Here is a 25,654-nt window from a genome sequence, read left to right as displayed (position 1 = left end):
GCCACGGCGGGTGCCGAAGGTCATGTGCCCAACGGCCGCGGCGGTGCGGGCGGTCTCGCACTTATCCCGGGTGACCTGCGGCTCCTAGTTTTCCCCGCATGACACTCCGAAGCGTTGTCGCGGCCCCGCTCCTGCTGGCCGTCCTGCTCCCGGTTCCCGCCGCCGCGCGGCAGGCGGATTGCCCGGGGGTACGGGTGCCAGGAGCCGAACACTCCATCACCGCGTGCCTGGCAGACCTGACCACCACGGGCACCGTGCCATCCGGACACACCGATCCGGCGGACTGGGCGGGCCTGGAAGCTCCCGGTACGGTCACCCCGTCCGGCGTGCCTGGGGTCCAGGTGGACGGCTACTTCCCCGACACCTCCACAACGAACACCAATCACGGCTGGCAGCACGACAGCCAGTTCGTGCTACGGCTACCGACCCGCTGGAACGGCGGACTCGTGGTGGCGGGACCGCCCGCCACCCGCGAACAGTTCGCCAACGACCGGATCATCAGCGACCAGGTGCTGGCCAAGGGCTACGCCTACGCCGCCACGGACAAGGGCAACACCGGCGCGCAGATCTACCGGGACGGCCACCGCCCCGGCGACGCGATCATGGAATGGCACCAGCGGGTCACCCAGCTCACCGTCGCGGCCGGGAAAGCGGCCGCACGCCACTACGGCCAGGCCCCGCGCGCCACCTACGCGGCCGGGCTGTCGGCCGGGGGCTACCTGGTGCGCTGGCAACTGGAGAACCGCCCGGACCTCTACACCGGCGGCCTGGACTGGAACGCCCTCATCTTCACTCGAAGCACCAGCATGCTCACCACGCTCCCACCGGCGCTACGCGCCTACCCCCGCTATGCCGCCGGCGACCCCGAGGCCCACGCCGAGCTGATCGCGGCCGGCTATCCCAAGGGATCCGAGGCCCTCTGGGGCTACCACCACAAGAACCAGTGGGACTTCCTGCAGCGAATCACGCGCGAAGAACTGGACCCGCGCTACGACGGCACTGCCGAAGCGGGCACCCCGTTCTGCGCCGAAGGCACCGGGGCGGGTTGCGACACCGACTACAACCTCTCGGTGCGGCCGCGCTCGGTGCACCAGGCCATCGCCCGCGTCGCCCTAACCGGGCGGATCAAGCGTCCACTGGTCAGCATCCAGGGCACTCTCGACGCCCTGACCCCACCCGCGACATACGGCGACATCTACCACCGCATGGTCACCAACGCCGGCCGCGGCGGCCTCCACCGCTACAGCCACATCGCCGGCGGCACCCACACCGACGGCCTGGTGCCGATCGCCCCGGCGGTCCTGCGCCCAATGCTCCCATCGTTCACCAGGGGATTCGCCGAGCTCGAAACCTGGACCGGCCGGGGGTAGTACTGCCACGGCGCTTGTTCTCCAATGCCGCCAGGCCCGGCCAACGGATCCGACCGCCGGGCCCGACCGCCAGGCCCGATCGGGGGTGCCGCCGCGTCCAGCCGGCAGGGGTGTTGGTGGTTACTCGCTTTGCTCTGCTTCCCGATAGGAAACACCGGGTGGCATGTGCGGTTCTGCTTTCGGTTGATGCCGGGCCTCGACCGAGGGGGTGTTTCCGATGGGGAAGCAGAGCAAAGGCATCCGTGCCCCCGTTCGGGGGCGCCGTCGGGCTGCGTAAATGGGGCCGTGTGGGTTGCGGTCGTGGGTGGATGCGGTGTTGTGGTGGGACTGGGTGTGCGTCGGCCATCGCCTGCCATGATCGATGGTCGTGGATGTGGGGTGGTAGCCGTCCGGTCGACGTCGGGAGCCCGTGGCGCTCCACCCGCAGCTTGATCCACCAACTCGAACAACTCGGCCACAAGTCACCCTGCAACCCACCACATGACACACCCCTAAAACCCGACAAACATCCCGGCTCCGCCGGGACGCTGCCGCCTGCCCCCGAACTCTCTATTTACGGGTCAGCAGGCGTTGGGGGGGGTCCTGTCGCCGGGCGGGGGGAGCCGGCGAGGCCCGCGCGATCGAGACGAGCCTCGATCGCGCGGGGTGTGGTCGCAGACCACGAACCGCCGTAGCGGCGGCTGTGAACGGTCAGAAGAGGGTCAGCGGTTCGGTCGGCGTCGGCTCCGGCAGCGGTGCGAGCTCGGGGACCCGCGCCCGGACTTCGTCGTGGAAGCGGCGGGCCAGCATCGGGGCGTCCGCGTTGTCCGGGGTGTGCACGAACACGGTCGGCGAGCGGCCCTCGTGCAGCCAGCCGACGGTCACGTCGACCCAGTGCCGCCAGCCCTCGACCGTCTCCGCAGTGGCGTCGCGGCCGAGGTAGCGCACGATTGGCCGGTCGGTCAGGGCCTGCGAGCGCCGGGGTAGCCGCGGCTTCTTGGTCCAGGCATCCCGTTCCGCGTCGCTGGTTGGCAGTTTGGCGAAGAACGCGGTGGTGTCGAAGGGGACCCACTCGGCCTCGGCGGCGGCGAGCACCCCCTCCAGGAGCGCCGTCGAGCCGGCGTCATCGAAGAAGGCCGGATGGCGGACCTCCACGGCGTACCGGTGGGAAGTGGGCAGTCCGCGCAGGAAGCTGTCGAGGACCGGGAGGTCGGCGGGGGTGAACGACCCCGGCAGTTGGACCCAGAGGGCGTGGGTCCGCGGGCCCAGCGGCTCGATCGCGTCCAGGAAGATCCGCAAGGGTTCACCGGCGTCGGTGAGTCGCCGCTCGTGCGTGATGACCTTGGGCAGCTTGAGCACGAACCGGAAGCTGGGATCGGTCTGCCGCGCCCAGGTGGCCACGGTGTCGCGGGTCGGCGTCGCGTAGAAGGTGGTGTTGCCCTCGACCGCGGTGCACCAGCCGGCGTAGGACCGCAAGCGCTCCTGAGAAGGGAGCGGATGCGGCAGAAAGCGTCCCTGCCAGGACTTCAGCGACCACATCGCGCATCCCACATGAAGTCGCACGGCGCTCCCCCAGGTGCTAGGTGTCCGCGGTGTCTACCGCGGGGTGGGAAAGCCTACCGATCCGCGTAGTGGTAGCGACAGGACAGGACTTCAGGCTTGCCGATCCCTCCGTCATCGCCACGCTGAAGAGCATGGGAACGGATCGAATCGGCTGGATTACATTGATGGATCTGCTTGCCCGGCCGGCTGGGGCCCCGCTGCCATGCCTCCACCTGCAGCTCCGGCGGGAGGTGGCGGGCGTCGACCAGGAAGCCGTCGACCTCCAGGCCCTTGTTGGCCAGGTCATCGGTGCGCAGATGGGGATTCTGGTCCGGGTCGGCGAGGAAGTTGACCCGCCCGATCGCGTACACGATGCCGGCGGCCCAGATCCCGCGGTTGCGAGCCTCACTCACTTGCGCCGCGTCGAAGCAGGCTTCTGGGCACGCGATTGGCGCTCGGCCCACAAGGGATCCGGGATCTATCCCGAGAACCACTTGTGGAACGCGGTCCACGGCTATTCGGACCTGGTCGCCGCGCCGGCCAACCGTGATCGTGACCCGTCAGGGCGCTGCGATGGCTCCGAACACGATCGTCTTGCTGAAGGTCGTGCCGTCCACCTGGTAGGCGTAGCACCCCGGCCCGCCGACGGTGGTCGTCGCCGGCAGGTCGCTGTCCGCATTGGTGAGCTCGGCATAGTGGCCGCCGGCGCGCGAGCTGCCGACGTAGGAGAACCGGGCGCTTGCGACACCGGGTCCGTCGATCCGGGCGGCGCGCAAGAGCACAGGTCCGGCGTAGCCGACGCCCAACCAGCGGACCTTTTTCTCGTACGAGCCGTCCGGCCCTCGCTCATCGTCGCGTAGCTCCAGGACGGCATCGCCGCCGAAATAGTCGGCGATCGGATACAGCGGCCCGTCGCCGAGCACCTTCGCCGCCTGGCCGGGCCCCGTCCAGGCCTGCGCGGTCGCGGTTGGGCACGGCTCGCCGGGCCTAACCACGGGGAGTCGCAGCGGCTGCGGCGACAGCGTCGCCGACGCCGACGCAGCGCCGGACGGCCGCGGCGGATCGTCGCAGGCCGCGAGCAGGGCAAGAACCGACACCAGTACGACGGCAGCCCGGGCCCGCATCCGTCGAGTATCGACCGTCCGGCGCGCCGTGTCACCGCCGCGCCGGTGACGGGGCTCCGACGCGCCGCGGGCGGGCTGCTCGGCCCTTCAGCGCAAGGTGATCACGTTGCCGGTGATCAGCCCCGACGCGTCCGAGGCGAGGTAGGCGATCACCTCCGCGACCTCCGCCGGGGTGGCGACATGCACGTGCGCGGCGCTGTGCGACACGAAGTCGCGGACCGCGTCGGTCACCCATCCGGTGTCCGTCACCGGCGGGTGGACGACGTTCGCGGTGATGCCGAGCGGGGCCAGTTCCACGGCTGCGGACATGGTGTAGTTCGTCTGGGCCGCTTTCGCGGCGCCGTACGAGACCTCTTCCGGGAAGCCGAGATCACCACCGGAGGTCAGGCCCACGATCCGGCCCCAGGTCGCGTCGCGGGCGGCGTGCCGGCCGGCGAACTCCGCGATGAGCAGGGCCGGCGCCATCGCGTCGACGGCGAACTGCTGCCGCCACGTGGCTGCCGAGACGGGCTGCAACGTCCGCCCGAAGCTGTCGGCACCGCGCGGGCTGAACGTGTCCTGCACCCAGCCGCTGGCATTGTTGATCAGGATGTCGACCGGTCCGAACGCCGCTTCCGCCCGGTCGAAAAGCCGGGGCGGTGCCTGTGGATCGGTGAGGTCCTCGGCGACAGCCACCGCTTCGCCGCCACAGTCGCGGATCGCGGCCACCACCGCGTCAGCGGTCTCCGCGCGGTTGACCCGGTAGGTCTCGGGGACACCCGGATCCGCCGGGTTGTCCACCGGCCAGTAGGCACATACGACGGCGGCGCCATCCGCTGCCAGCGCCTGCGCCGTGGCGGCACCGATCCCGTGGTTGGCACCGGTCACCAGAGCGACGCGCATAGGCATCCGAGCAGTCTGCGGCCCCCGCCCTCGCTGAGCAACGACATTTGCTCGGGGCACCGCTGGGGGTAAGCGGTCAGGCCGGGGCGGGCGCGGCGGCGAAGGCGCCGAGCACCTCGGCGACCCGCCGTACCTCGCCGGGCCCGCAGCGGTGATCCACCGGCACGGTCAGGATGCGGTCGGCCAGGTCAGCCGCCGCCTCGTCGCCGCTCCACCATCCACCGCGGTCCTGCCGCCAGTGCACCGGCGCGAAGATCCCCTGCCCGGCCAGGTGCGCCAGCAGAGCATCCCGGACGGCCGGGGAGACGCAGAGCAACTGCACCCGGAACGGCGCCGCGCCGGCCGGCCCCCCGGTCAGGATCCGCCACTCCCGGCCCGCCCGGCCGGCCAGCGCCTCGGTCAGCGCGTGCGCGTTCCGCGTGCTCGCGGCGCGCAGGCCGGCCACGTCCAGCAGCGGCAGCACCGTCGCGGTCAGCGCGCTGGCCGGGCCGGCGCTGCCGAGCAGGGCGTGCTCGCCGCGCTGCTGCAGCGCCCGGAAGGCCTCCTTGGGCACCGCCCGGCCGCCGAGCCACGCGTCCTTGAGCAGCATCGCGGCGAGCTTGAGGTGGGCGCCGGGGCTTTCCGGGCCGCTGGGCCTCGGCAGGTCGAGCCCGCGCGGTGACCACAGCAGGCCGCCGTCGGGCAGCGGCAGGGTCTTGCGCAGCGAGGCCACCGCGTACGGCGCGGTGCTGGCCCGGGCCCAGGCGCCGAAGGGGTCGTGCGAGTGGTCCTCCACGACGGTGACGCCGGGGTGGGCGCGCATCCACGCGTCCCACGGCTCCTGCTCGTCGCGGCCGAAGAGGTTCTGCGCGAGGACGACGTCGCCGGGCACGGCATGCAGGTTTGTGAGCCGCGGGCCCTGCCCGTCCGGCAGGTGCCGATACCACGTGATCGGCGCGTCCGCGGACAGCGCCTCGGCGACCCCCATGCAGAAGAACGACGGTACGTGCAGTCGTCCCCACGGCGCGAGTTGCCGCACCAGCATGCACAGCGCCCCGCAGCCGGTGGCGAACAGCTCGAATCGCTGCGGCAGCGGAGAGTCCGGGGACGGTGCGATGACGGCCGGCTCCCAGTGGAACTCGGAACCGACCTCGCGGCGGTCGTCAGGCGGCACGGCCGAGATCCCGGGCCCGCTGGATGTTGAGCTCGTCGACGTGCACCGGCGCCTCGTCGCGCCGCAGGGTGGCGAAGGTGCGCCAGAGGATGCGCAGGTCCAGCGCGGGTGACCAGTGGTCGACGTACCAGCGGTCCAGCGCGAAGCGCTGCGGCCAGTCGATGTCGTCGCGGCCGTTGACCTGGGCCCAGCCGGTGATGCCGGGTTTGACCTCCAGGCGCCGGGCGTCCTCGGCGGAGTAGTTCGCGACCTGCGGCAGCACGTCCGGGCGCGGCCCGACCAGCCGCATCTGCCCGCGCAGCACGTTCACCAGCTGGGGTAGCTCGTCCAGGCTGGTGCGGCGCAGGAAGCGGCCGCAGCTGGTGATCCGCGGGTCGTTCTCCACCAGCCCGAACGGGTCGCTGATGCCCAGTTGCGCGCTCAGCGCCACCGAGTCGTGGACCATCGTGCGGAACTTGAGCATCCGGAACGGCACGCCGTCGCGCCCGGCCCGGTCCTGGACGAACAGGATCCCGCGGCCGTCCGCGATCCTGATCCAGGCCGCGACCACGAGGATCACCGGCGACAACAGTACGAGAGCGACAGCGGCGACCAGTCGGTTGAAACCTTCCCACAGCACGGCGACTCCTTCAGCGCTAGAGCGACTCGACGTTCGGTCCGGTGACGCGGTGCCGGGTGTCCAGGACATAGCCGGCGTGCTCGACCACGAGGTCCAGGTCGAAGGCGTCGTGGTCGGCGAGCAGGATCACGGCGTCCGCCGCGGCGAGCTGCTCCGCGGTCGCGGCGACCCGGACGACGCGGCGGTCGACGTGGGCGTCCTCGACCACGTGCGGGTCGGCGGCGCGCACCTCGGCGCCCATGTCCAGCAGCAGCGACGCGACCCGGCGGGCCGGCGACTCGCGGGCGTCGCCGCTGTTCTTCTTGTACGCGAGCCCGAGCAGCAGCACGGTCGAGCCGTTGACCGGCTTGCGCCGCTGGTTGAGCGCGCCGACCAGGCGCCGGACGACGTAGTCCGGCATGTGGTTGTTGATGTCGTTGGCCAGCTCGACGAAGCGGAAGCTCTGCCCGAGCGTCCGCTGCACCCGCCAGGACAGGTACGACGGGTCGATCGGCAGGCAGTGCCCGCCGACGCCGGGGCCGGGCACGAACGGCATGTAGCCGAACGGCTTGCTCGACGCGGCCGCGATCGCCTCCCAGACGTCGATGCCGAGCTCGTGTGCGAACACCGCCAGCTCGTTGACGAGCGCGATGTTGACGTGCCGGAACGTGTTCTCCATCAGCTTGGCCAGCTCGGCCACCTTGGGGTCGGAGACCGGCACGGTGTGCTCCACGACCGAGCCGTAGAAGGCCTGGACCCGGTCCAGCGACGCCGGATTGATGCCCGAGACGACCTTGGGGGTGGTGACCAGGTTCCAGGTGCGGTTGCCCGGGTCGATGCGCTCCGGGCTGTAGCCGAGGTGGAAGTCGACGCCGGCGATCAGGCCGGAGCCCTCCTCCAGCAGCGGCGCCACCAGGTCGGTCGTGGTGCCCGGGTAGGTGGTCGACTCCAGCGCGACCGTCGCGCCCGGGCGCAGGTAGCGCGCCAGGGTCCGGGCGGACTCCTCGATGTAGCGGAGGTCGGGCGTGCCCTCGCGCAGCGGCGTCGGCACCGCGATGACCGCGACGTCGAAGCCGGCGCACGAGCGCGGGTCGGCCGACGGGTGGAACGTGCCGGCGTCCAGGACCTCCTGCAGCTCCGCCGACGACACGTCGTCGACGTAGGACTCCCCGGCGACGAGGCGCTTGATGCGTTCCTCGTCGACGTCGTATCCGACGACCGCGTGGCCGACCTGTGCCGCGCGGACCGCCAGCGGCAGCCCCACGTACCCCTGACCGGCGATGACGACCCGCATCGGCGTGCTTCCCTCCTGCTCGGTGTGGCTCACAGCTGCCGTCCCTGACGTACGGTGAACTCGGGCTGCCGCAGCACGCCCAGGCGGTTGCGCCCGGAGCGCGCCGCCGGCACCGGCGCGGGGGCCTCCCGGGCCGGTGACAGCGCCGGGCTCTCGGCCAGCCAGCGCAGCACGGCGATCAGGTCCTGGCGCGGCGCGGTGGGGTCCATCAGGGAGAGCACGGCGCCGTCCAGCGGCGGCACCGGGGCCTGCGAGATCAGCGGGTGCTGCGGCCGGTGGTCGGGCTCGTTCGGGCCGAGCAGGACCTCCGCCAGCTTCTCCCCGGGGCGCAGCCCGGTGAAGACGATCTGGATGTGCCGCTCGGCGGCGGCGGCGATCCGGCGGGCGACGTCGTGGATGCGGACCGGCTCGCCCATGTCGAGCACCAGGACCTCGCTCGAGCTGTCGATGGCGCCGGCCTGGATGACCAGGCGCACGGCCTCCTGGACAGTCATGAAATAGCGGGTCATCTCGGGATGGGTGACGGTGATCGGTCCGCCCGCCTCGACCTGCGCGGCGAAGGCGGTCAGCACCGAGCCGCGGCTGCCCAGCACGTTGCCGAAGCGCACGCTGCAGAAGGTGCCGTGGGCGGCCTCGTCGGCCGCGGCGGTGAGCCGCTCGGTGATCCGCTTGGAGTAGCCGAGCACGCTCACCGGCTCGGCGGCCTTGTCGGTGGAGATGTTCACCAGCCGGTCGACGCCGTGGCGCAGCGCGGTCTGCAGGATCTGGTACGTGCCGATGATGTTGGTCTTGAGTGCCTCGGAGGGGTGCATCTCCAGCAGCGGCAGGTGCTTGAGGGCGGCCGCGTGGAACACCACCTGGGGCCGGTGCTCGGCGAAGACCTCGTCGAGGCGCTGCTGGTCGCGGATGTCGGCGACGACCAGGTTGCGGTCGTCGAGCATCCCGCGGCCGTCCAGCGAGAGCTGCACGGCGTGCAGGCCGGACTCGTCGCGGTCCAGCATGACCAGTTGGGCGGGGTGGAACCGGGCGACCTGGCGGCACAGCTCCGAGCCGATCGAGCCGCCGGCGCCGGTGACGAGCACCCGGCGGCCCTCCAGATAGCCGGCCACCGCGGCCAGGTCGATGCCGATCTCGCGGCGGCCGAGCAGGTCGGCGTGGCTGACCGGGCGGATGTCCTCCACGCTGACGGTGCGGCCGAACAGCTCGACGACCGGCGGGACCACCTTCAGGTCGACGTTGAGCGGCTCGGCCAGCTCGGTCAGCTCGCGGACCAGGTCGGCGCTCGCGCTCGGGATGGCGATGAGCACGGCGTCGGCGCCGTACTGCCGGACGACGTCGGCCATGGCGTACCGGTCGCCGGCCACCGGCACGCCCATGACCCGCAGCGTGCGCTTGGTGGGGTCGTCGTCGAGCAGCGCGACCGGGACGTACGGGCTGAACGGACTGCGCAGCATCGCCCGGATGACCTGGGTGGCGCCCTCGCCGGCGCCCATCACGACGACCCGGGTGCCGGCCTCCGGCGAGGGCCGCAGCCGCTGGTCGTTGAGCAGGCGCACGGTGTAGCGCACGCCGGCGGTGAGCACCAGGGCGATCAGGCCCGCCCCGATGATGGCCGAGCGCGGCACGAGCCGGCCGAGCAGGGTGTCCAGGACGAAGACCACGGGTGTGGTGACGGCGGCGGTCTTGGCCAGCGCGGCGATCTCCTCGAAGCAGCCGTACGACCAGCGCCCGGTGTAGAGGCCGAAGCGCATGCCGGCGACGGTGTGCACGACCGCGGCGAACATCGACAGCACCAGCAGCCCGGACAGGTCGACCCGGTAGAAGTCGCCGTCGTGGCGCAGCAGCGTGGCGATCAGCAGGGCCACGCCCAGCGCCGCCGCGTCGACGCCGGCCCGGGCGGCACGGCCGGGTAACGCCGCGCGTAGCCACGGCGCCTTCCGCGGGCTCCTGGACCGCCACTCGCCCGGAGCCGAGTCACCCGCGGTGGCGTCGGGCGCTGCTCGCCGTACCTGCATGGATTTCCTCCCTGGACGGATACCGGCGGTGGACGGCCGCGGTGAGAACTGGCAAGGAAAAATAGAGCGACCGCACCCGCATTCCGGCTCACCGGAATGGCGCGGACCGCTCTTCGCTGATCAATTTCCAGCACTTCCGAATAAAGCGTGCCAGTCATGCAGGACCGATTACAGTAGCAATTGTCACGGCCTATATGAGCATTCCTCATGTTCTGCCCGGAGGGTGATCACGCGCCCTCGATCGCCCGCCGAGCAGGCACTTTCGGCCCCGCGCCGCACCAGCTGTTCAGCCGGTGCCGAATGCGTTTTGAGTCATCGGCGGCTTTCACGTTCGACATGACATCTGCGACTTTCATTACCTGCTTCCGCTCTGGCAGCGTGTTTGTCGCGGGCGCCGACCCAGGAGCAGAAAATGATGCATTACCGCGCGCGGATCGACACCGGGCCATGAGGGTGCTGCACGTCATCAGCGCACCGGGCCAGGGTGGTGCCGGCCATCAGCTGCGGCTGCTGGTCCGCGGGCTGCCGCACGACTGCGAGGTGGTCACGCTGGCCCGGGCGGGGATGGTCACGGCGGCGATCCGGGACGGCGGCACGACCGTGCACGAGCTCGGCACCGGCCGGGGCGCGGCCACGATCGTCGGGCTGCGCCGGCTGATCCGGCGTGGCCGCTTCGACGTGGTGCACACCCATCTGTACCGGGCCTGCGTGCAAGGCCGGTTCGCCGCCCGGCTGGCCGGGGTCCGGCACATCGTCGCCACCGCGTACCACCTGAGCGAGCAGCTCATCGAGGGCCGCCCGGCCTCGGCCGGCGCCCGCGCGCTCTATCTCGCCGGCGAGCGCGCCGGGCAGGCCACCATCGCGGTGACCCCGGCGGTGGCCGGGCGCCTGCGCGCCTGGGGTGTGCCGGAGGCCCGGATCACCGTCATCCCCAAGGCCCTCGACCCGGACGAGTTCCGCTACGACCCGGTGCTGCGTGCGGTGGCTCGGGCGCGGCTCGGCATCGAGCCCGGCGTGCCCGTCATCGGCGGGGTCGGCCGTCTCGCGCACGGCGGCGGGTTCGACCACCTGATCCGGGCCGTCGGCGAGGTGCCCGGGGCAACCCTGCTGCTGGTCGGGGACGGCCCGGCCCGGGTCGCGCTGGAACGCCTCGCCGGCATCGAGGGCGTCGCCGACCGGGTGCGGTTCGCCGGGGCCGTGGGCCACGTACGGGAAATGCTCTGCGCGATGGACGTGTTCGCGTCGCCGCCGGGCTCGGCGACCGCCGGGCTGGTGGTGCTGGAGGCCCTCGCCGCCGGCCTGCCCACGATCTACGCGACCTGCCCGCCGCTGGAGGAGCTTGCCGCGGCCCGTTCGGCGGTCGACGGCGCGCATCGGCTCTCCGCGCGTGACCCGCAGTCGCTGCCACGCGCGCTGCGCACCGAGGTGCTCTGCCACCAGGAGCGCCACGGCTCCCGGCTACCGCCGCGCTCGGCCGGCGACCGCTATTGCGCCAAGGCGATGGCCGCCGCGGTCGACCGGGTCTACGACCGGGTGACCGGCCGATGAGCCGGCGCCGCCGCGGCCTCGGCCCCGGGTCAGCGACCAGCCTCGCACGGCCGCCGCGGTCGACCGGGTCTACGACCGGGTGACAGGCCGATGAGCCGGCGCCGCCTCGGCCTCGGCCCGGGTCAGCGACCAGCCTCGCACCGCCCGGCGCACGCGGGCCCGGCGCATGATCCGCCAGAAGATCAGGAAGCCCAGCCACGCACCCACGGTGTTCGAGGTCAGGTCGTTGACGTCGGCCCACCGGTTGCCGTGCCAGGCGATGTCGATGACGGCCTGGGCGACCTCGATCACCAGGCTGGTCAGGAAGCCCACCAGGACGACCCGGACCCGCTCGCGCACGCCCGCCACCAGGAACAGCAGCGCGGCCAGCGGCAGCATCATCACGACGTTGAGCAGGAAGTCGTCCACCCGCATGGTCACCAGCGGGACGAGGATGATCCGGTAGAGGTCGGGCGGGCCGGCGCCGGGACCCCAGGCGAGATGCAGCGGCAGCATGGTCGCGCCGATCACCGCGACCGCATACCAGCCCGCCAGCCATGCGGTGGTCAGCCGGCGGGCGCTGAGCAGGCCGCGCCGGTGCAGCAGCAGCCACGACACGACCATGAGCACGCCGCCCAGCGGCAGCAGGATGGGCAGCGCCGGCACGTCGAGCTGATGGGATGGCATCCAGGTCAACGGTACGTCGCGCCGCCCGCGATCCCGCCGGAAACGCTCAGCGGAGCCAGCCGTCCTTGCGGGCGATGCGGATCGCGTCCAGGCGGTTGCGGGCGCCGGTCTTGGTGATGACGGCCGACAGGTAGTTGCGCACGGTGCCGCCGGAGAGATAGAGCCGGCCGGCGATGTCGTTGACCGACTCCCCCTCGGCGGCGAGCCCGAGCACCTCCAGCTCCCGGGTGCTCAGGCCACGGTCGGTGTTGAGCGAGGCGGCCTGCAGCAGCGGCGAGACGACGCGTTCGCCCGCGGCCAGGCGCCGGATGGAATCGGCGAGCACCGCCCCGGACACGTCCTTGAGCAGGAAGTTCAGCCCGCCGGCCCAGCGCCGCGGCGGGAGCATGCCGCGCTTGGCCGGGTCGCAGAGCAGCAGCATGGCGCAGGACGGGATGGTGACGTGCAGTTCGGCCGCGATCGGCAGCACCTGGCTGACCATGTACTCGGTGTCGATGACGATGACTCCCGGCCACAGCTCCGCGGCCCGTTGCGCCAGATCGCCACCGAGCGGCAGCGTGCCGACGTACTGCAGATCGGGCTTACCCTCCAGCAGCACCCGTACCGGGACGCCGAAGTATCCCTCGTCCCGCACCACCGCAACCCGGATCATCGCACCACCCTCACCGATGGACCTTCGGGGAACGCCCGACCTCTATAGGTTTACTTCGGAGCCGCCAGCCCGGTGGATCGCCCGTGGGCATCGACAGATTCGCACCAACCGTTTTTGGAATGAGAGTTTTCGCAGCTCAAAAGGCATTTGTGCCACTCAATCGCCGCATTCGTCCGCTACTGTCAACCTACCGCCGAGACAGGTCTTCGACACCGGAGATATCCGATCAACCGAGCGAGAAATGCCGGATCTTCACAATAGGCGACCGTATTGACGCGTTCCGTGAGACCGATACCTGATTACAGATCATGGGATGTTGGTGATTGTCGCTTTTCTGGCATTAGCCGGAAAGGTAACGTGTTTCGCGCGACGGCGGCTCCGGGTAATGCGCCGCGCATGGCAGCTTTCGCGGTCCAGGCGCTCAGGCGGATAATCGCTCCCGTCGCCGTGTTGCTCGGCGCGATGATCGCCCTGGGCCTGCTCATCACCAAGGTCATGGACGACATGTGGCCGTTGACGATCGAGGATGCGGTCAACCGCGAGCTCGAGCGCGACCGCACCCATGACATCAGCCTGGTGTCGCTGATCTTCAGCACCCTGGCCAGCACCCCCGCGATCATCGCGGTGACCGTGCTGGCGGCGATCGCGCTGCGGCTGACCCTGCGGCGGTGGCGGGAGCCGATCTTCCTGTGCGCCGCCGTGTGCGCCCAGGCCGTCGTCTTCTTCCTCACCACGCTGGTCATCGACCGGCCCCGGCCGGACGTGGAGAAGATGGACGTGTCCCCGCCGACGTCGAGCTTCCCGTCCGGCCACACCTCCGCGGCGGTCGCGCTCTACCTGGGCCTGGCCGTGATCCTGTTCCGGGTGGCGAACCGCACCTGGCTCAAGCGGGCCGCCTGGCTGCTGCTGATCGTGCCGGCCGGCGTGGGACTCACCCGGATGTACCGCGGCATGCACCACCCCAGCGACGTCCTGGCGTCGTTCGTCAACGGCGGCCTCTGCGTGCTCGTGATGGCCCGGGCGATCCTGGCCCGCACCGGCATCCGGGGTCCCGGCACGAAGAACGGGCGGGTCACCACCGCGAAGGCGTGAAGGCCGGCGACGGCTGCCACTGCAGCAGCGCGGCGGTGGCGTCGTCGCGTAGCTCACCGTTCTCGTAGGACACGATCGCGTGGATCAGCTTGCGCATCGCCTCGGCCGGCGACCCCTGGGCCAGCGCCGCGACGATGAAGTCGACGAGACGGTCCACCCCGAACAGCTCCCCGTCCGCCGAGCGGGCCTCGGTGATCCCGTCGGTGTACAGCATCAGGGTGTCCCCCGGCTCGAGCACCATCTCGGTGACGCCCGGCGGCCGGGTCAGCATGTGACCGAGCCCGAGCGGCAGCGCCGTCGGCGTGGGCAGCCCCGGCAGCACCGACTGGCCGCGGATGAGCAGCTCGGCCGGGTGCCCGGCGGCGATCCGGCGGTAGCGACCGGTGCCGGTGTCGAGCTCACCCAGCAGGGCGGTGACGAACGCGCCGGGATACTGCGCACGGATCCACTTGTCGATCGACCGGTACGTGTCGGCCAGGTCCAGTCCGGAACGCCGCGCATTGCGATAGGTGTTCAACGTCAGCGTGGTCAGCGCGCTGGCGCTGATGCCGTGCCCGACGGTGTCGAAGAGCGCGATGTGCACAACGTCGCCGTTCGCCGCGTAGTCGAAGGCGTCCCCGCCCACGTCGTAGCAGGGTTCCAGGACCGCCGTGACCAGGGCGCCGTTCGCGGCGAAGGTCAGCGGCGGCAGCTGGTTCCAGATGATCTCGGCGGCTAGCTGCATCGGCAGCCGGCGCCGGGTCCGTTCCACCGCGTCGCCGTAGAACCGCCGGCTCGCGATCAGCTCCGCGACCAGCGCGGCGATCACCCGGAAGTCGCGACGTCGCCGCTCATCCGGCTCCTCGTGCAGCCACACCTCGAGCACCCCGAGGCGCTCCGCGCCGTGCAGCAGCGGCAGCCAGAGACAGGTCTCCGCACTGGTCGTCTGCGCGGTGCAGTACGCCCGCCCGGCCAGAGTCCCATCCACCACCTGCGGCTCCAAGTTCCCCGGCGTGCCGTGCAGCGGCCACAGCGACAGTTGCTCGTAGTCGACCAGCAGCACCGTGACGCTGACGGCGTCAAGCAGCGGCGCGACGTCGGCCAGCGCCGGTGGCAGGTCCTCCGGCCGGCTGCGATAGCGCAGGTCGAGCAGTCGCCGTACCGCTTCCATCGAGTCGGACACGCGAGTCACCCCCTGCTCTGCCCTTCCCCCGCTGCGCCCCGATCAATCACCGAGCCGGTCGCCCGCCACGCCGTGGCCGGCCTGCGCCGCCCTCGGCCCATCGGCTCCGCGCCCACCGGTTAGGCTGGCCTAACTCGAAGAGCGGGGTGGGACGTGGCGCAACCGGAGTCGCTGGCCGATCTGCTGGGTGGGCGGCGGGCCGCGCTGGACGCGACCGTGCCACCGGTGGTCTTCGTCGCCGGCTGGCTGGCCGGCGGGCGCTCGATCTGGATCGGTGCCGGCGCCGCGATCGTCGCCGCCCTGGTGGTCGCCGGCTGGCGGCTGCGGCAGGGCGACAAACCGCGGGCGGTCCTGGTCGGCCTGCTCGGTGTCTGCGTCGCCGCGCTGATCGCCCTGCGCACCGGCCGGGCCGAGGACTTCTTCCTGGTGCAGATCGTCACGAACGCCGCCAGCGCGCTGGCGTGGACGGTCAGCATCGTCGTCCGGTGGCCGCTGCTGGGCGTCATCGTCGGCACGGTGCTGGGGCAGAAGACGCGCTGGCGGCGCGACCCGGTGCTGCTGCGGGCGTACTCGTTGGGCAGTTGGGTGTGGGTCGCGCAATATCTGGTGCGCCTCGCCGTGTTCATCCCGCTCTGGGCCGCGCACGCGGTCGTGGCGCTGGGCATCGCCCGCGGCCTGCTCACCTGGCCGCTGGTCGCCGCCTGCCTCGCGGTGAGCTGGTGGGTGATCCGGCGCAGCCTACCGGCCGGGCACCCCGGCCTGCGGCATCCGCGGTCAGCGGTCGACGCCCACGCCGACGGGCTCGGCTGACTCGGCCGCGCCGCCGAAGCCCTCGCGGTGCATGGCGCCCCACTCGGCCCGGCGCCCGTGCAGCGCGCCGAACGCTCCCCGGACCTGCCAGACCGCGAGGATCTGCCGGTAGCCGAAGTTCTCCAGCACCGCGGCCGCCATGCCGCGCAGCAGGTCGCCCCAGCGCGGGTAGCGGTGGAACGAGACCTCCTCGATGAACAGCGAGACGAGGCTGACCACCAGGCCGTAGCCGTAGGCGACCAGCGCGAAGCGCCAGAGGAACGCGACGTCGACCGCGCCGGCCCAGAGGCCGAGCGGCAGCAGCACCAGCGCGGCCAGCTCGATGAACGGCGCCAGCAACTCGAAGACCACGTAGTACGGCAGCGCGATCAGCCCGATCCGGCCGTACCGTGGGTTGGCGATCATGCCGCGGTGCTTGCGCAGGATCTCGGCGATGCCGCGGTGCCAGCGCCGCCGCTGGCGGCCCAGCACCCGCAGGCTGGTGGGCGCCTCGCTCCAGCTGACCGGTTCGGCGACGAAGATGACCCGGTAGTCCTGCCGGCGCCGGCGCAGGTGGTGGTGCAGCCGCACCACGAGTTCGGCGTCCTCGCCGATGGTGTCGGTGGCCATGCCGCCGATCTCGACGACCAGATCCCGCCGGAAGATGCCGAAGGCGCCGGAGATCACCACCAGGCCACCGAGCCGCGACCAGCCGGTGCGGCCCATCAGGAACGCGCGCAGATACTCGACCACCTGGATGCGCACCAGCCACTGCCGGGGCATCCGCACGTCCACCACGCGGCCGCCGATCACCTTGCACCCGTTGGCGATGCGCACCACGCCGCCGCACGCCGCCACCCGCAGCGGGTCGTCGCCGAAGGGTTTGGCCACCGACAGCAACGCGTCCGGGTCCAGCAGCGAATCGGCGTCGACCATGCAGATCAGCGGGTGCCGGGCCAGGTTGATGCCGACGTTGAGGGCATCGGCCTTGCCGCCGTTGGTCTTGCGGACCACGGTCAGGGTCTCCGGATTGGCGCGGGAGACGTGCACGGAGAGCACCTGCGAGTGGTACGGCACCTCGCCCGGCACCACCCGCGGCACCTCGACCAGGTCGAACTCCGCCCGCAGCAGCTCGAACGTGGCATCGCTGGAGCCGTCGTCGACCACCACGATCTCGTACCGCGGATAGCGCAGCGCGGTCATCGCCGTCACCGCCGCGACGATGCCGGGGCCCTCGTTGTAGGCCGGCACGATCACCGATACGGGCAGCGTCAGCGGGCTGCGGAACATGTCGTCGGCGCCGGCGAACGGCATCCGCCGCAGGTGCCGGCCGAACTCCAGCCCGGCCAGCACGATGAGCCCCAGGTAGCTGCTGTTGAGCGCGACGAAGTAGGAGAAGATCACGACGTCGGCGTACCGCAGGAGATCGCGGACGACGCCGGCCGTCACGCCCGGGCCTCCACCCGGCCGCCGAGGTCGACGCCGACCCGCGACAGCGCCAGGGCTTCCTGGGCGTGGCTGGCCGACGCCGACGGCCGGGCGTGCGCCCCGGCGCGGGCCAGCACGGCCCGCGTCCGTTCGGCCTCGACCGCGGCGATGAGCGCCTCGGCGCCGGGCTGCCCGAGCCGGCGCAGCGCGTGCGCGGCCTCGTGCGCCACCTGGAACGTGTCGTCGTCGAGCAGATCCGCCAGGGTCGGCACCGCGCCGGGCGCGCCCAGCTCGCCGAGCGCCCGGGCAGCGGTGGCCCGCAGCGCCGCGGGCCGCGCCGGGTTCAGCGCCTCCGTCAGCGGTTCCACGGCGCCGCGGGTGCCCAGCCTGCCCAGGTTGGTGGCGGCGGCCACCCGGACGTCGAGGTTGGCGTCCTCGCGCAGGACCCGGGCGATGCGGTGCACGGATCCGGTGGCGCCGAGCAGGCCGAGCGCGTCCAGGCAGACGGCGCGGACCCGGGCCTGCGGATAGTCGAGCGCGGCCGAGAGGGTCACCTCGGCCTCGGCGCCGAGCTGCACCAGGGTGTGCGTGGCCAGCAGCGAGGGCACCGGGTCGCCGCGGTCCAGGCTGGCGATGATGCGCCAGGCGGCGCTCGGGTCGCCGATCCGGCCCAGCGCGCGGACGGCGACGACGCGTACCTCGTCGTGCCGGTCGCCGAGCAGCCGGCACAGCTCGGGCACGGCCATCCGCAATTCAAGATCGCCGAGCACCTGGGCGGCGCGGGCCCGGCGGACCCGGCTCCGTGAGCGCAGCTCGCCCAGCGCGGTACGGGCGACGCCGCGCTCCAGGAAGACCGAGACCAGGGCGAGGTGCGCCTCGCCACGGAGCTTGCCGAGCAGCGCGAGCGCACCCGGCTCGGCGACGCGCCACGCGTCGTCCGGGATGGCGACCAGGTCGTGGCTGCCGTGCTCGCCGTTGTCCGCCACGAAGGCGAGCAGCGCCCGGCGCGGCCCGGCGGCCAGGGCGGCCCGCCGCTGGTGCCGCACCCGGCGCAGCACCCGGACCCCGACGATGGCGGCCACGGTCGAGACGACCACCCCGGCCAGGATCTCCAGCACGACGGTGAACAGGCCGACCATCAACGGCTGACCCGGCCCAGCGCGGCCTCCACCCGGTCCTGCAGGTCACGGGGGCTGAACGGCTTGATGATGTACTCCGTGGCGCCGGCCGCGAAGCCCTGCTCGAGGTCCTGGGGCCGCGCCCGCGCGGTGAGCATGATGATCGGGACGGCCGCGCCGAGCGGACCGGCGCGCAGCTCGCGGCAGACCTCGATGCCGGACATCTCGGGCATCCGCACGTCGAGCAGGACCAGGTCCGGCGGGTTCTCCCGGACCGCGCGCAGCGCGGCGAGACCGTCGGCGACGGCGGTCACGTCGAAGCCGCCCTTGGTGAGCTTGTACGACACCAGGTGGCGAATGTCCGGATCGTCCTCGACGAGGAGGATCGTGCTCATCGTCCTCCCACCCACGCGTCCGGCGAGCCGCTGCCTGCCCAACATATCCGTTTTGTGAGCATCGTTCACCGCGAACGGTAGCAATGCGGCAACCCCCGTCCCCGCAGCTCAATCGCCTGGTGCCGGGGTCGATAGAGGCTGCGTGAACATCCGGAAGGTGATCGGCTCTCCCAGCCGGCGCGGCGTCGCCCTCGCGGCCACCGTCCTGACCCTCGGGCTCGGGACCGGCGCCGCCACCGCCGGCGCTCTCGCCCTGGCCGCGCGGGACGCGAGCACCGCGGCGCTCGCGCTGCGGACCGCGAGCGTCCGCGGCGCCCTGGACACGACCTTCCAGCGGTACGCGGACACGATGCACCACCTCGCGACTGCCGCCGCCACCCAGCCCACCGCCTCCCTGGCCCCCACGATGTCCCGGCTCACCGGCGAGCGCCTGCCGGGCGCCCACCAGATCGTCGTGGTCGGCGCCGACCGCACCGTGCGCGCCCGGCACATCGCCGACGGCAGCACCCCGCCCGCGCGCACCACCCTGACCGCCGGGCCCGAGCTGGCCCACGGGCTGGCACTCGCCCGGGACAGCGGCCGGCTGGTCACCACCGCCACGCACGTGCTGCCCACCGATGCCGGGCTGCCGCCGGCGCATCGCCAGCCGGCCTTCGAGCTCATCGCCCCGGTCGCGCGACGGCGCGTTCCTCGGCTGGGTCGTGCTCGCCGTCCGCGCCCCCGACCTGCTACGCGAGTCATTGCGCGACGCCGGCATCACCGGCGTCGCCACCGTGCTGACCGAGACCTCCCCCGAGGGCGTGCCGCACGAGGTGGCCCGCTGGGCCGAGGGCGGCGGTCCGGTCGGAGCCACGAGCGGCACCGTCGACGTCGCCGCCGCCGGGCGCACCTGGCAGCTCCGGGTCCGCCCCACCACCGAACTGCTCGCCGCCGCCCGCACCGCCGCGGCGCCGCTGACCCTGCTCGGCGCGGTCCTGCTCAGCGTCCTGTTCGCCGCCGTACTGCTCGCCGCCGACCTGGGTCGGCACCGGGCCGAGACGCGGGCCCGGCGGACCGCCGACCGGCGCCGCGCCGACCTCGGCCGGCACCGGGCCGCCGAGCGGCACCTGCGGGAACGCGCCCTGGCCACCGAGCGGGAACTACGCGAGCACGAGACGGAACTGGCCGGCTTCGCCGAGGCCGCCGGCGACCACCTGCGCACCCCGCTGCACACCGTCGCCGGCTTCACCGAGATCCTGCTCGAGGACGCCGGGCACCTGCTCGACGCGGAAGCGCGCGGCTTCCTGGACCGCATCGGGCGCAGCACCACCCGGATGCTGTCGCTGGTGGACGACCTGCTGGCGTTCGCGACCACCGGCGACGCGGCGATCCGGCCCGAGCCGGTCGACGTGGGCGGCCTCGCCCTCGGCGTCGTCGCCGGCCGCCTCGACGAGATGCACAGCGAGCGGCTGAGCATCGACGTGGGCGACCTGCCCGCGGTCACCGCCGACGCGGCACTGCTCGGCGAGGTCCTCAGCCGGCTCATCGACAACGCCGTCCGCTTCGTACGGCCCGGTTCGGCCGCCCGGGTGACCATCGGCGCCCGCGAACACGCGCCCGGCCGGTGGCGCATCGAGGTGGCGGACCGCGGCATCGGCGTACCGGAGGACCAGCGCAGCCAGATCTTCGCGCCGTTCCACCGGGCACCCGGGGCCGAGGGCTTCCCGGGCGCGGGCCTGGGCCTGGCCGTCTGCCGGCGGATCGTGGACCTGCACGGCGGCGAGCTGGGCGTCGAGCCGAACCCGGGCGGCGGGAGCATCTTCTGGTTCACGATGGCCGCCTCGTCCATGGCGCCGGTCACAGGACACGAGCTACTGGCGGCCGACCTGGCTTAGGCTCTGCACTCATGGTGGAGCAGGCGAGCAGGCTCAAGAACGTCCGGTACGACATCCGCGGCCCGGTGCTGCGCCGATCCCAGGAGCTGGAGGCCGCGGGACACCGCATCCTCAAGCTCAACCTGGGCAACCCGGCGCCCTGGGGGCTGGCCACGCCGGAGCCGATCGTCGCCGACATGGTGCACAACCTGCCCGACGCCGAGGGCTACAGCGACGCCCGGGGCATCTACTCCGCCCGGGTCGCCGTCGCGCAGTATTACCAGACCCTCGGGGTCACCAGCGTGCAGCCCGACGACGTCTTCCTCGGCAACGGGGTCTCCGAGCTGATCGTGATGTCGCTGCAGGCGCTGCTGAACACCGGCGACGAGGTGCTGGTGCCGAGCCCGGACTACCCGCTGTGGACCGGCGCGGTGACGCTGTGCGGCGGGCGGGCGGTGCACTACCGCTGCGAGGGGAGCCAGGACTGGGCGCCCGACCTGGAGCACGTGGCGGCCCAGGTCAGCCCGAACACCCGGGCCATCGTCATCATCAACCCGAACAACCCCACCGGCGCGGTCTACTCCAAGGAGATCGTGCTCGGCCTGCTGGAGATCGCCCGGCGCCACAACCTGCTCGTCCTGGCGGACGAGATCTACGACAAGATCCTGTACGACGACGCGAAGCACGAATGCGCCGCGGCGCTGGCCCCGGACCTGCTCGTACTGACGATGAGCGGATTGTCGAAGGCGTACCGGGCGGCCGGCTTCCGGTCGGGCTGGATGGCGGTCAGCGGCCCGACCACCCACGCGACGGAATATCTGGAGGGCCTGCAACTGCTGGCCAACATGCGGCTGTGCCCGAACGTGCCGGCGCAGCACGCGGTGCAGACCGCGCTCGGCGGCTTCCAGAGCATCAACACGCTGATCCGCCCCGGCGGCCGCCTGTACGAGCAGCGCAACCACGCCTGGCGCAAGATCAACGAGATCCCGGGCGTGGACTGCGTGCTGCCGGCGGGCGCGCTCTACCTCTTCGCCCGCCTGGACCCCGAGGTCCACAAGATCCGCGACGACCAGCGCATGATCATCGACCTGCTGGAGCAGCAGCTGATGCTGCTGTCCCACGGCACCGGCTTCAACCTGCCGACCCCGGACCACCTGCGAATCGTCTTCCTGGCGCCGGTCGACGTGCTCGACGACGCCATCGAACGGCTGCGCAGCTTCCTCTCGACCTACCGGCAGTAGCCCGCCCCCTGGTGGTGCGGATCGGTGTGGCCGCCGGCTCACCGCAGGTGGTCCGGTGTGCGGCCGCTGTCAGGTTGACGGGCCGGTCGGGTTTTCGATGATCTCGCGCAGGGTGGCGAGGTGGTCGTTGAAGGCGGCGCGGCCGGCGGGGGTGAGCTTGAGCCAGGTGCGCGGCCATTTGCCGACGTGACCTTTGCGGATGGCGATGTAGCCGGCTTGTTCGAGGGTCGAGGCCTGGCGGGACAGGAGTGAGTCGCTGATCTGGAGGGCGTCGCGGAGGAACCGGAACTCCAGCTCGTCGGCCTGGGCCAGGCCGGCGAGGAGGGAGAAGCGCACGGGCTGGTGGACCAGTTCGTCGAGGCGCGCCCGCGGGTGGGCGGTCACGCGGTGCGCCGAAGCCGCTCGGCCCACAGCAGGCTCGGCACGGCGCCCACGATGCCCCCGAGGGTGAAGGCGAAGCCGATGGTGTCGTTGAGCAGGAACCCGAGGACGAACAGGGCGGCAGCGCCCCAGGCGGCGAGCGCCCACTCCAGCCACTTCGGGGTGCTCCGCCTCCGCACCTTCCGGTAACGCCACCAGTAGGGAACATGAGTCGCCACCATGACGGCGACGAGGGCCACCCCTGCCACCGTCACCACTGCCGCTGCGCCGCCGCTGTCGTCGCTGCCGAGGTCGAGGGCCAGCCCGGCGAGCACGTTCACGAGACCCGTCGCGAAGTACAGCGGATGCTCCCGCGGCGCCCGGGCCCGCACCGCGGACTCGACCCCGCCCGCGTCTTTCAGCATGGCTTCCGCGTCCTGCCTCGTCGGTTCCATCACCTGAGCCACCCTTCCCGGTGTAAGTACTTTCCTAAGAGGAAAGTACTTGTCTGGGATCGGGTCTGTCAACGGTCAGGCTCCGCTCAGACGGCCCACCAGACGGTGGTGTCCGCGGGGATCACGACCTGCGCGCCCGACAGGTCGGCCGGCCCGCTGGTCAGCAGCGCCGCACCGGGCCGTGGAATCCGGATCGGACCGGCCGACATGTTGACCGTGCACCGCAACGACGTCCCGCGCTCGAACACCAGCAGGCCCTCCGGCGCGGCACACCAACGCAGGTTGTCCGCCGCGCCCAGCGCCGGATCCGCCCGGCGCAGCGCCAGGGCCGCGCGGTAGAGCTCCAGCGTGGACGCCGGATCGCCCTGCTGGGCCGCCACGCTCAGGCCGGCCCAGCTCGCCGGCTGGGGCAGCCAGCTCGCCCCGCCCGGCGGGCCGAAGCCGTACGGCGGCCGGTCGCCCGCCCATGGGATCGGGACGCGGCAGCCGTCGCGGTAGCCGTCCTGGCCGGTCGCGCGGTGGAACGCCGGGTCCTGACGGACCTCCGGCGGCAGGTCGACCACCTCGGGCAGGCCGAGTTCCTCGCCCTGATACAGGTACGCCGAACCGGGCAGCGCCAACAGCAGCAGCGTGGCCGCCCGGGCCCGGCGCAGGCCCGCGACCGGATCCACTTCGGCCGGCCGGCGCCCAGCGACGTCGCCGTCGTCGGGCTGGAGCAGGCGGTTGGTGTGCCGGACCACGTCGTGATTGGACAGGGTCCAGGTCGCCGGGGCGCCGACCTGGCGCATGGCCGCCAGCGACTCGCTGATGGCCCGCCGCTGGGCGGCCGCGTCCCAGGCCGTGCCGAGGTAGCTGAAGTTGAAGGCCTGGTGCAGTTCGTCGGGGCGGACGTAGTCGGCGACCCGGCCCAGGGTCGGCGCCCAGGCCTCGGCCACCGCGATCCGCTCGCCCGGATACTCGTCGAGGATCGTGCGCCAGCTTCGATAGATGTCGTGTACGCCGTCGCGGTCGAAGCACGGGCTGACGCCCACGTCGAGCAGGTGCCACTCGGTCCGGACGCCCACGTCCGGCAGGCCCTCGGCCTTGACCAGGCCGTGCGCCACGTCGATGCGGAAGCCGTCGACGCCCAGGTCCAGCCAGAAGCGCAGGATCGTGCGGAATTCGTCCGCGACCGCCGGGTGGTCCCAGTTGAAGTCGGGCTGCTGCGGCGCGAACAGGTGCAGGTACCAGTCGCCCGGCGTGCCGTCCGGGTCGGTGGTGCGGGTCCAGGCCGGCCCGCCGAAGATGGACGGCCAGTCGTTGGGCGGCAGTTCGCCGTCGGCGCCCCGGCCGGGGCGGAAGTGGTAGCGGGCGCGCAGCGGGGAGCCCGGGCCCTCGGCGAGCGCCCGGCGGAACCACTCGTGCTGGTCGGACGAGTGGTTGGGGACCAGGTCGACGATCACCCGCAGGCCAAGGTCGTGGGCGTCGCCGAGCAGGGCGCGGGCGTCGGCCAGCGTGCCGAACATCGGGTCGACCGTGCGGTAGTCGGCGACGTCGTAGCCGGCGTCGGCCTGCGGCGAGGCGTAGAACGGCGAGAGCCAGACGGCGTCGACGCCCAGGTCGCGCAGGTACGGCAGGCGGCTGCGGATGCCCGGCAGGTCGCCGATGCCGTCGCCGTCGGAGTCGGCGAAGCTGCGCGGGTAGATCTGGTAGATGACCGCGTCCCGCCACCAGGAGGCGGGCGCGGCCACGCCGGGATCGACGAGAGCCGACGGCGGCGCGCTCAGTTGATCAGTCATGGCGGCAGACGTTATCAGGTTACTAACTCGTGTTACATAGCCCGCGAGTCACATAGACCGCGAGTTACCTAGCCCGCGAGCGAAAAGAACGCGGAGGCGGTCAGGCCGGTTTCGCGGTGGAATCCCGCACGATCAGCGAGGTCCCGAGCGACTGGTGCGGGTGCTGGTCCTCGCCGCGGATCGCCGAGATGCAGAAGTTCGCCGCCGTCCGCCCCTTGGTCACGATGGGCTGGCGCACCGTGGTCAGCCGGGGCCGGAACCAGGCCGACTCGGCCAGGTCGTCGAAGCCGGTCACCGACACCTCGCCGGGCACGTCCACCCCCAGCTCCTGCAGGGCGTCCACCGCCCCGAAGGCGAGCACATCGGACAGCGCCAGGATCGCCGTCGGCGGCCGCGGCCCGGTCATCAGGGCCCGGGTCGCGCGGTAGCCGTCGTTGCGCGTCACCGGCACCTCGGCCAGCCGCACGTCGTCCATGGTCAGCCCGGCCTCGGCCAGCGCCTCGGCGATGCCCGCCAGGCGCCGGCCCAGTGGCCCGCGGTAGCCGCGCACCGGCCGGTCCGGCCCGGGGTCCATCGACACCACCGCGAGCCGCCGGTGCCCCAGCTCCAGCAGATACCGGGTGACCTCAAGCGCGCCGCCGTGGTCGTCGACGTCCACACTGGGCGCGTTCTCGTACCGGTCGCTGTCGATCAGCACGAACGGGATGCCGCGACGGACCAGCTCGGCGACCTCGCCCCGGTCGGTCTCCAGGCCGCAGACGATGAAGCCGTCCACCGCCGCGTACGGGATCGCCTTGAGCACCGAGTCCTGCAGCGGCGGGGTCAGCAGCAGGGTGTAACCCTCCTGATCGCACACCTGCCCGACACCCATCAGAAACCGGGCGTAGTACGGGTTTTCCAGGATCCGGGCCAGCCGCTGCGGCAGCAGCACGCCCAGCGACTGGGTCGCGCCGGCCTGCAGCATCCGGGCCAGCGTGTTGGGCGTGTAGCCGAGCTCCTGCGCCGCCGCGAGAATCCGCTCGCGGGTCGCGGTGGAGATCCGCTGCGGGTTGTTGAACGCGAACGACACCGCCGAACGCGAGACGCCCGCGGCCGCCGCCACGTCGCTGGACGTCGGTTTACCCCGCCGCGGCTGCTCGCCGGTCCTTCTCGACGGCATC

At 72.2% G+C, this 25,654-nt stretch carries 25 protein-coding genes; 6 read left to right on the top strand and 19 right to left on the bottom strand.

Annotated features, from left to right (window positions below; genetic code table 11):
- Positions 1–98: 98 nt before the first annotated feature.
- Positions 99–1,370, top strand: a complete 1,272-nt coding sequence (locus DMB66_RS06700) for a tannase/feruloyl esterase family alpha/beta hydrolase (RefSeq protein WP_125803122.1) — start codon at positions 99–101, stop codon at positions 1,368–1,370.
- A gap of 690 nt (positions 1,371–2,060) precedes the next feature.
- Here DMB66_RS06700 and DMB66_RS06695 read toward each other — a convergent pair.
- The 8 genes from DMB66_RS06695 to DMB66_RS06660 form a co-directional block, all read right to left on the bottom strand.
- Positions 2,061–2,888, bottom strand: coding sequence for a DUF72 domain-containing protein (locus DMB66_RS06695; RefSeq protein ID WP_199752069.1), 828 nt, complete (start codon positions 2,886–2,888; stop codon positions 2,061–2,063).
- Between the two features lie 77 nt (positions 2,889–2,965).
- On the bottom strand, positions 2,966–3,304 hold the full coding sequence (locus DMB66_RS06690; RefSeq protein WP_125803120.1) for a DUF6398 domain-containing protein: 339 nt from the start codon (positions 3,302–3,304) through the stop codon (positions 2,966–2,968).
- A 147-nt stretch (positions 3,305–3,451) separates the two neighbouring features.
- Positions 3,452–4,015, bottom strand: a complete 564-nt coding sequence (locus DMB66_RS06685) for a hypothetical protein (RefSeq protein WP_125803119.1) — start codon at positions 4,013–4,015, stop codon at positions 3,452–3,454.
- An 87-nt stretch (positions 4,016–4,102) separates the two neighbouring features.
- Positions 4,103–4,903 (bottom strand): SDR family NAD(P)-dependent oxidoreductase, encoded by an 801-nt coding sequence (locus DMB66_RS06680; protein ID WP_125803118.1) that lies wholly within the window; start codon positions 4,901–4,903, stop codon positions 4,103–4,105.
- Between the two features lie 70 nt (positions 4,904–4,973).
- Positions 4,974–6,050 carry a hypothetical protein gene (locus DMB66_RS06675; RefSeq protein ID WP_125803117.1) on the bottom strand — a complete coding sequence of 359 codons (1,077 nt, stop codon included), beginning with the start codon at positions 6,048–6,050 and terminating at the stop codon, positions 4,974–4,976.
- The gene (locus tag DMB66_RS06670; protein ID WP_233624342.1) at positions 6,040–6,669 is read right to left on the bottom strand and encodes a sugar transferase; all 630 of its coding nucleotides are present in this window, start codon (positions 6,667–6,669) and stop codon (positions 6,040–6,042) included. The genes DMB66_RS06675 and DMB66_RS06670 overlap by 11 nt, the downstream gene beginning before the upstream one ends.
- Positions 6,670–6,685: 16 nt before the next feature.
- Complete coding sequence (locus DMB66_RS06665) at positions 6,686–7,942, bottom strand: nucleotide sugar dehydrogenase (RefSeq protein WP_125803171.1); 1,257 nt, start codon at positions 7,940–7,942, stop codon at positions 6,686–6,688.
- A gap of 29 nt (positions 7,943–7,971) precedes the next feature.
- Positions 7,972–9,957: a nucleoside-diphosphate sugar epimerase/dehydratase gene (locus tag DMB66_RS06660; RefSeq protein WP_125803115.1), complete on the bottom strand. Its 1,986-nt coding sequence runs from the start codon at positions 9,955–9,957 to the stop codon at positions 7,972–7,974.
- Positions 9,958–10,404: 447 nt separating this feature from the next.
- Here DMB66_RS06660 and DMB66_RS06655 point away from each other — a divergent pair, with 447 nt between their 5' ends.
- Entirely contained in the window at positions 10,405–11,505 is a 1,101-nt protein-coding gene (locus DMB66_RS06655; protein ID WP_125803114.1) for a glycosyltransferase, read from the top strand.
- 69 nt (positions 11,506–11,574) lie between these two features.
- On the opposite strand, the gene DMB66_RS06650 is transcribed toward DMB66_RS06655, so the two are convergent.
- Together DMB66_RS06650 and DMB66_RS06645 are read right to left on the bottom strand one after the other, a co-directional pair.
- A complete protein-coding gene (locus DMB66_RS06650) occupies positions 11,575–12,171 on the bottom strand; it encodes a VanZ family protein (protein ID WP_125803113.1) in 597 nt (198 codons plus the stop codon).
- Positions 12,172–12,217: 46 nt separating this feature from the next.
- The gene (locus tag DMB66_RS06645) at positions 12,218–12,823 is read right to left on the bottom strand and encodes a response regulator transcription factor (RefSeq protein WP_125803112.1); all 606 of its coding nucleotides are present in this window, start codon (positions 12,821–12,823) and stop codon (positions 12,218–12,220) included.
- A 396-nt stretch (positions 12,824–13,219) separates the two neighbouring features.
- Here DMB66_RS06645 and DMB66_RS06640 point away from each other — a divergent pair, with 396 nt between their 5' ends.
- Positions 13,220–13,915: a phosphatase PAP2 family protein gene (locus tag DMB66_RS06640; RefSeq protein WP_125803111.1), complete on the top strand. Its 696-nt coding sequence runs from the start codon at positions 13,220–13,222 to the stop codon at positions 13,913–13,915.
- On the opposite strand, the gene DMB66_RS06635 is transcribed toward DMB66_RS06640, so the two are convergent.
- Positions 13,896–15,077, bottom strand: coding sequence for a PP2C family protein-serine/threonine phosphatase (locus DMB66_RS06635; protein ID WP_125803110.1), 1,182 nt, complete (start codon positions 15,075–15,077; stop codon positions 13,896–13,898). The two genes, DMB66_RS06640 and DMB66_RS06635, sit on opposite strands and share 20 nt — an antisense overlap.
- A gap of 153 nt (positions 15,078–15,230) precedes the next feature.
- Here DMB66_RS06635 and DMB66_RS06630 point away from each other — a divergent pair, with 153 nt between their 5' ends.
- Positions 15,231–15,887: a DUF3159 domain-containing protein gene (locus DMB66_RS06630; protein WP_125803109.1), complete on the top strand. Its 657-nt coding sequence runs from the start codon at positions 15,231–15,233 to the stop codon at positions 15,885–15,887.
- On the opposite strand, the gene DMB66_RS06625 is transcribed toward DMB66_RS06630, so the two are convergent.
- The 4 genes from DMB66_RS06625 to DMB66_RS06610 form a co-directional block, all read right to left on the bottom strand.
- Positions 15,852–17,315: a glycosyltransferase family 2 protein gene (locus tag DMB66_RS06625; RefSeq protein WP_125803108.1), complete on the bottom strand. Its 1,464-nt coding sequence runs from the start codon at positions 17,313–17,315 to the stop codon at positions 15,852–15,854. The two genes, DMB66_RS06630 and DMB66_RS06625, sit on opposite strands and share 36 nt — an antisense overlap.
- Entirely contained in the window at positions 17,312–18,433 is a 1,122-nt protein-coding gene (locus DMB66_RS06620; protein ID WP_125803107.1) for a HEAT repeat domain-containing protein, read from the bottom strand. Before DMB66_RS06620 ends, DMB66_RS06625 begins: the two co-directional genes overlap by 4 nt.
- On the bottom strand, positions 18,433–18,807 hold the full coding sequence (locus DMB66_RS06615; protein WP_125803106.1) for a response regulator transcription factor: 375 nt from the start codon (positions 18,805–18,807) through the stop codon (positions 18,433–18,435). Before DMB66_RS06615 ends, DMB66_RS06620 begins: the two co-directional genes overlap by 1 nt.
- A gap of 108 nt (positions 18,808–18,915) precedes the next feature.
- Complete coding sequence (locus DMB66_RS06610; protein ID WP_125803105.1) at positions 18,916–19,422, bottom strand: hypothetical protein; 507 nt, start codon at positions 19,420–19,422, stop codon at positions 18,916–18,918.
- Between the two features lie 2 nt (positions 19,423–19,424).
- Between DMB66_RS06610 and DMB66_RS06605 the strand changes: the two genes are divergently transcribed.
- Both DMB66_RS06605 and DMB66_RS06600 read left to right on the top strand, forming a co-directional pair.
- Positions 19,425–20,681, top strand: a complete 1,257-nt coding sequence (locus DMB66_RS06605) for an ATP-binding protein (RefSeq protein WP_125803104.1) — start codon at positions 19,425–19,427, stop codon at positions 20,679–20,681.
- A gap of 11 nt (positions 20,682–20,692) precedes the next feature.
- On the top strand, positions 20,693–21,901 hold the full coding sequence (locus tag DMB66_RS06600) for a pyridoxal phosphate-dependent aminotransferase (RefSeq protein WP_125803170.1): 1,209 nt from the start codon (positions 20,693–20,695) through the stop codon (positions 21,899–21,901).
- Positions 21,902–21,970: 69 nt separating this feature from the next.
- Here DMB66_RS06600 and DMB66_RS06595 read toward each other — a convergent pair whose 3' ends face one another.
- The 4 genes from DMB66_RS06595 to DMB66_RS06580 all read right to left on the bottom strand — a co-directional run bounded on the left by DMB66_RS06595 (position 21,971) and on the right by DMB66_RS06580 (position 25,653).
- Positions 21,971–22,285: a transcriptional regulator gene (locus DMB66_RS06595; protein WP_125803103.1), complete on the bottom strand. Its 315-nt coding sequence runs from the start codon at positions 22,283–22,285 to the stop codon at positions 21,971–21,973.
- Positions 22,282–22,716 (bottom strand): hypothetical protein, encoded by a 435-nt coding sequence (locus DMB66_RS06590; RefSeq protein WP_125803102.1) that lies wholly within the window; start codon positions 22,714–22,716, stop codon positions 22,282–22,284. Before DMB66_RS06590 ends, DMB66_RS06595 begins: the two co-directional genes overlap by 4 nt.
- 86 nt (positions 22,717–22,802) lie before the next feature.
- Positions 22,803–24,494 carry a glycoside hydrolase family 13 protein gene (locus DMB66_RS06585; RefSeq protein ID WP_125803101.1) on the bottom strand — a complete coding sequence of 564 codons (1,692 nt, stop codon included), beginning with the start codon at positions 24,492–24,494 and terminating at the stop codon, positions 22,803–22,805.
- 100 nt (positions 24,495–24,594) lie between these two features.
- A complete protein-coding gene (locus DMB66_RS06580; RefSeq protein ID WP_125803100.1) occupies positions 24,595–25,653 on the bottom strand; it encodes a LacI family DNA-binding transcriptional regulator in 1,059 nt (352 codons plus the stop codon).
- Between the last annotated feature and the right edge of the window lies 1 nt (position 25,654).

This window comes from Actinoplanes sp. ATCC 53533, assembly GCF_003947245.1.
This window is presented reverse-complemented; position numbering and strand designations above follow the sequence as displayed.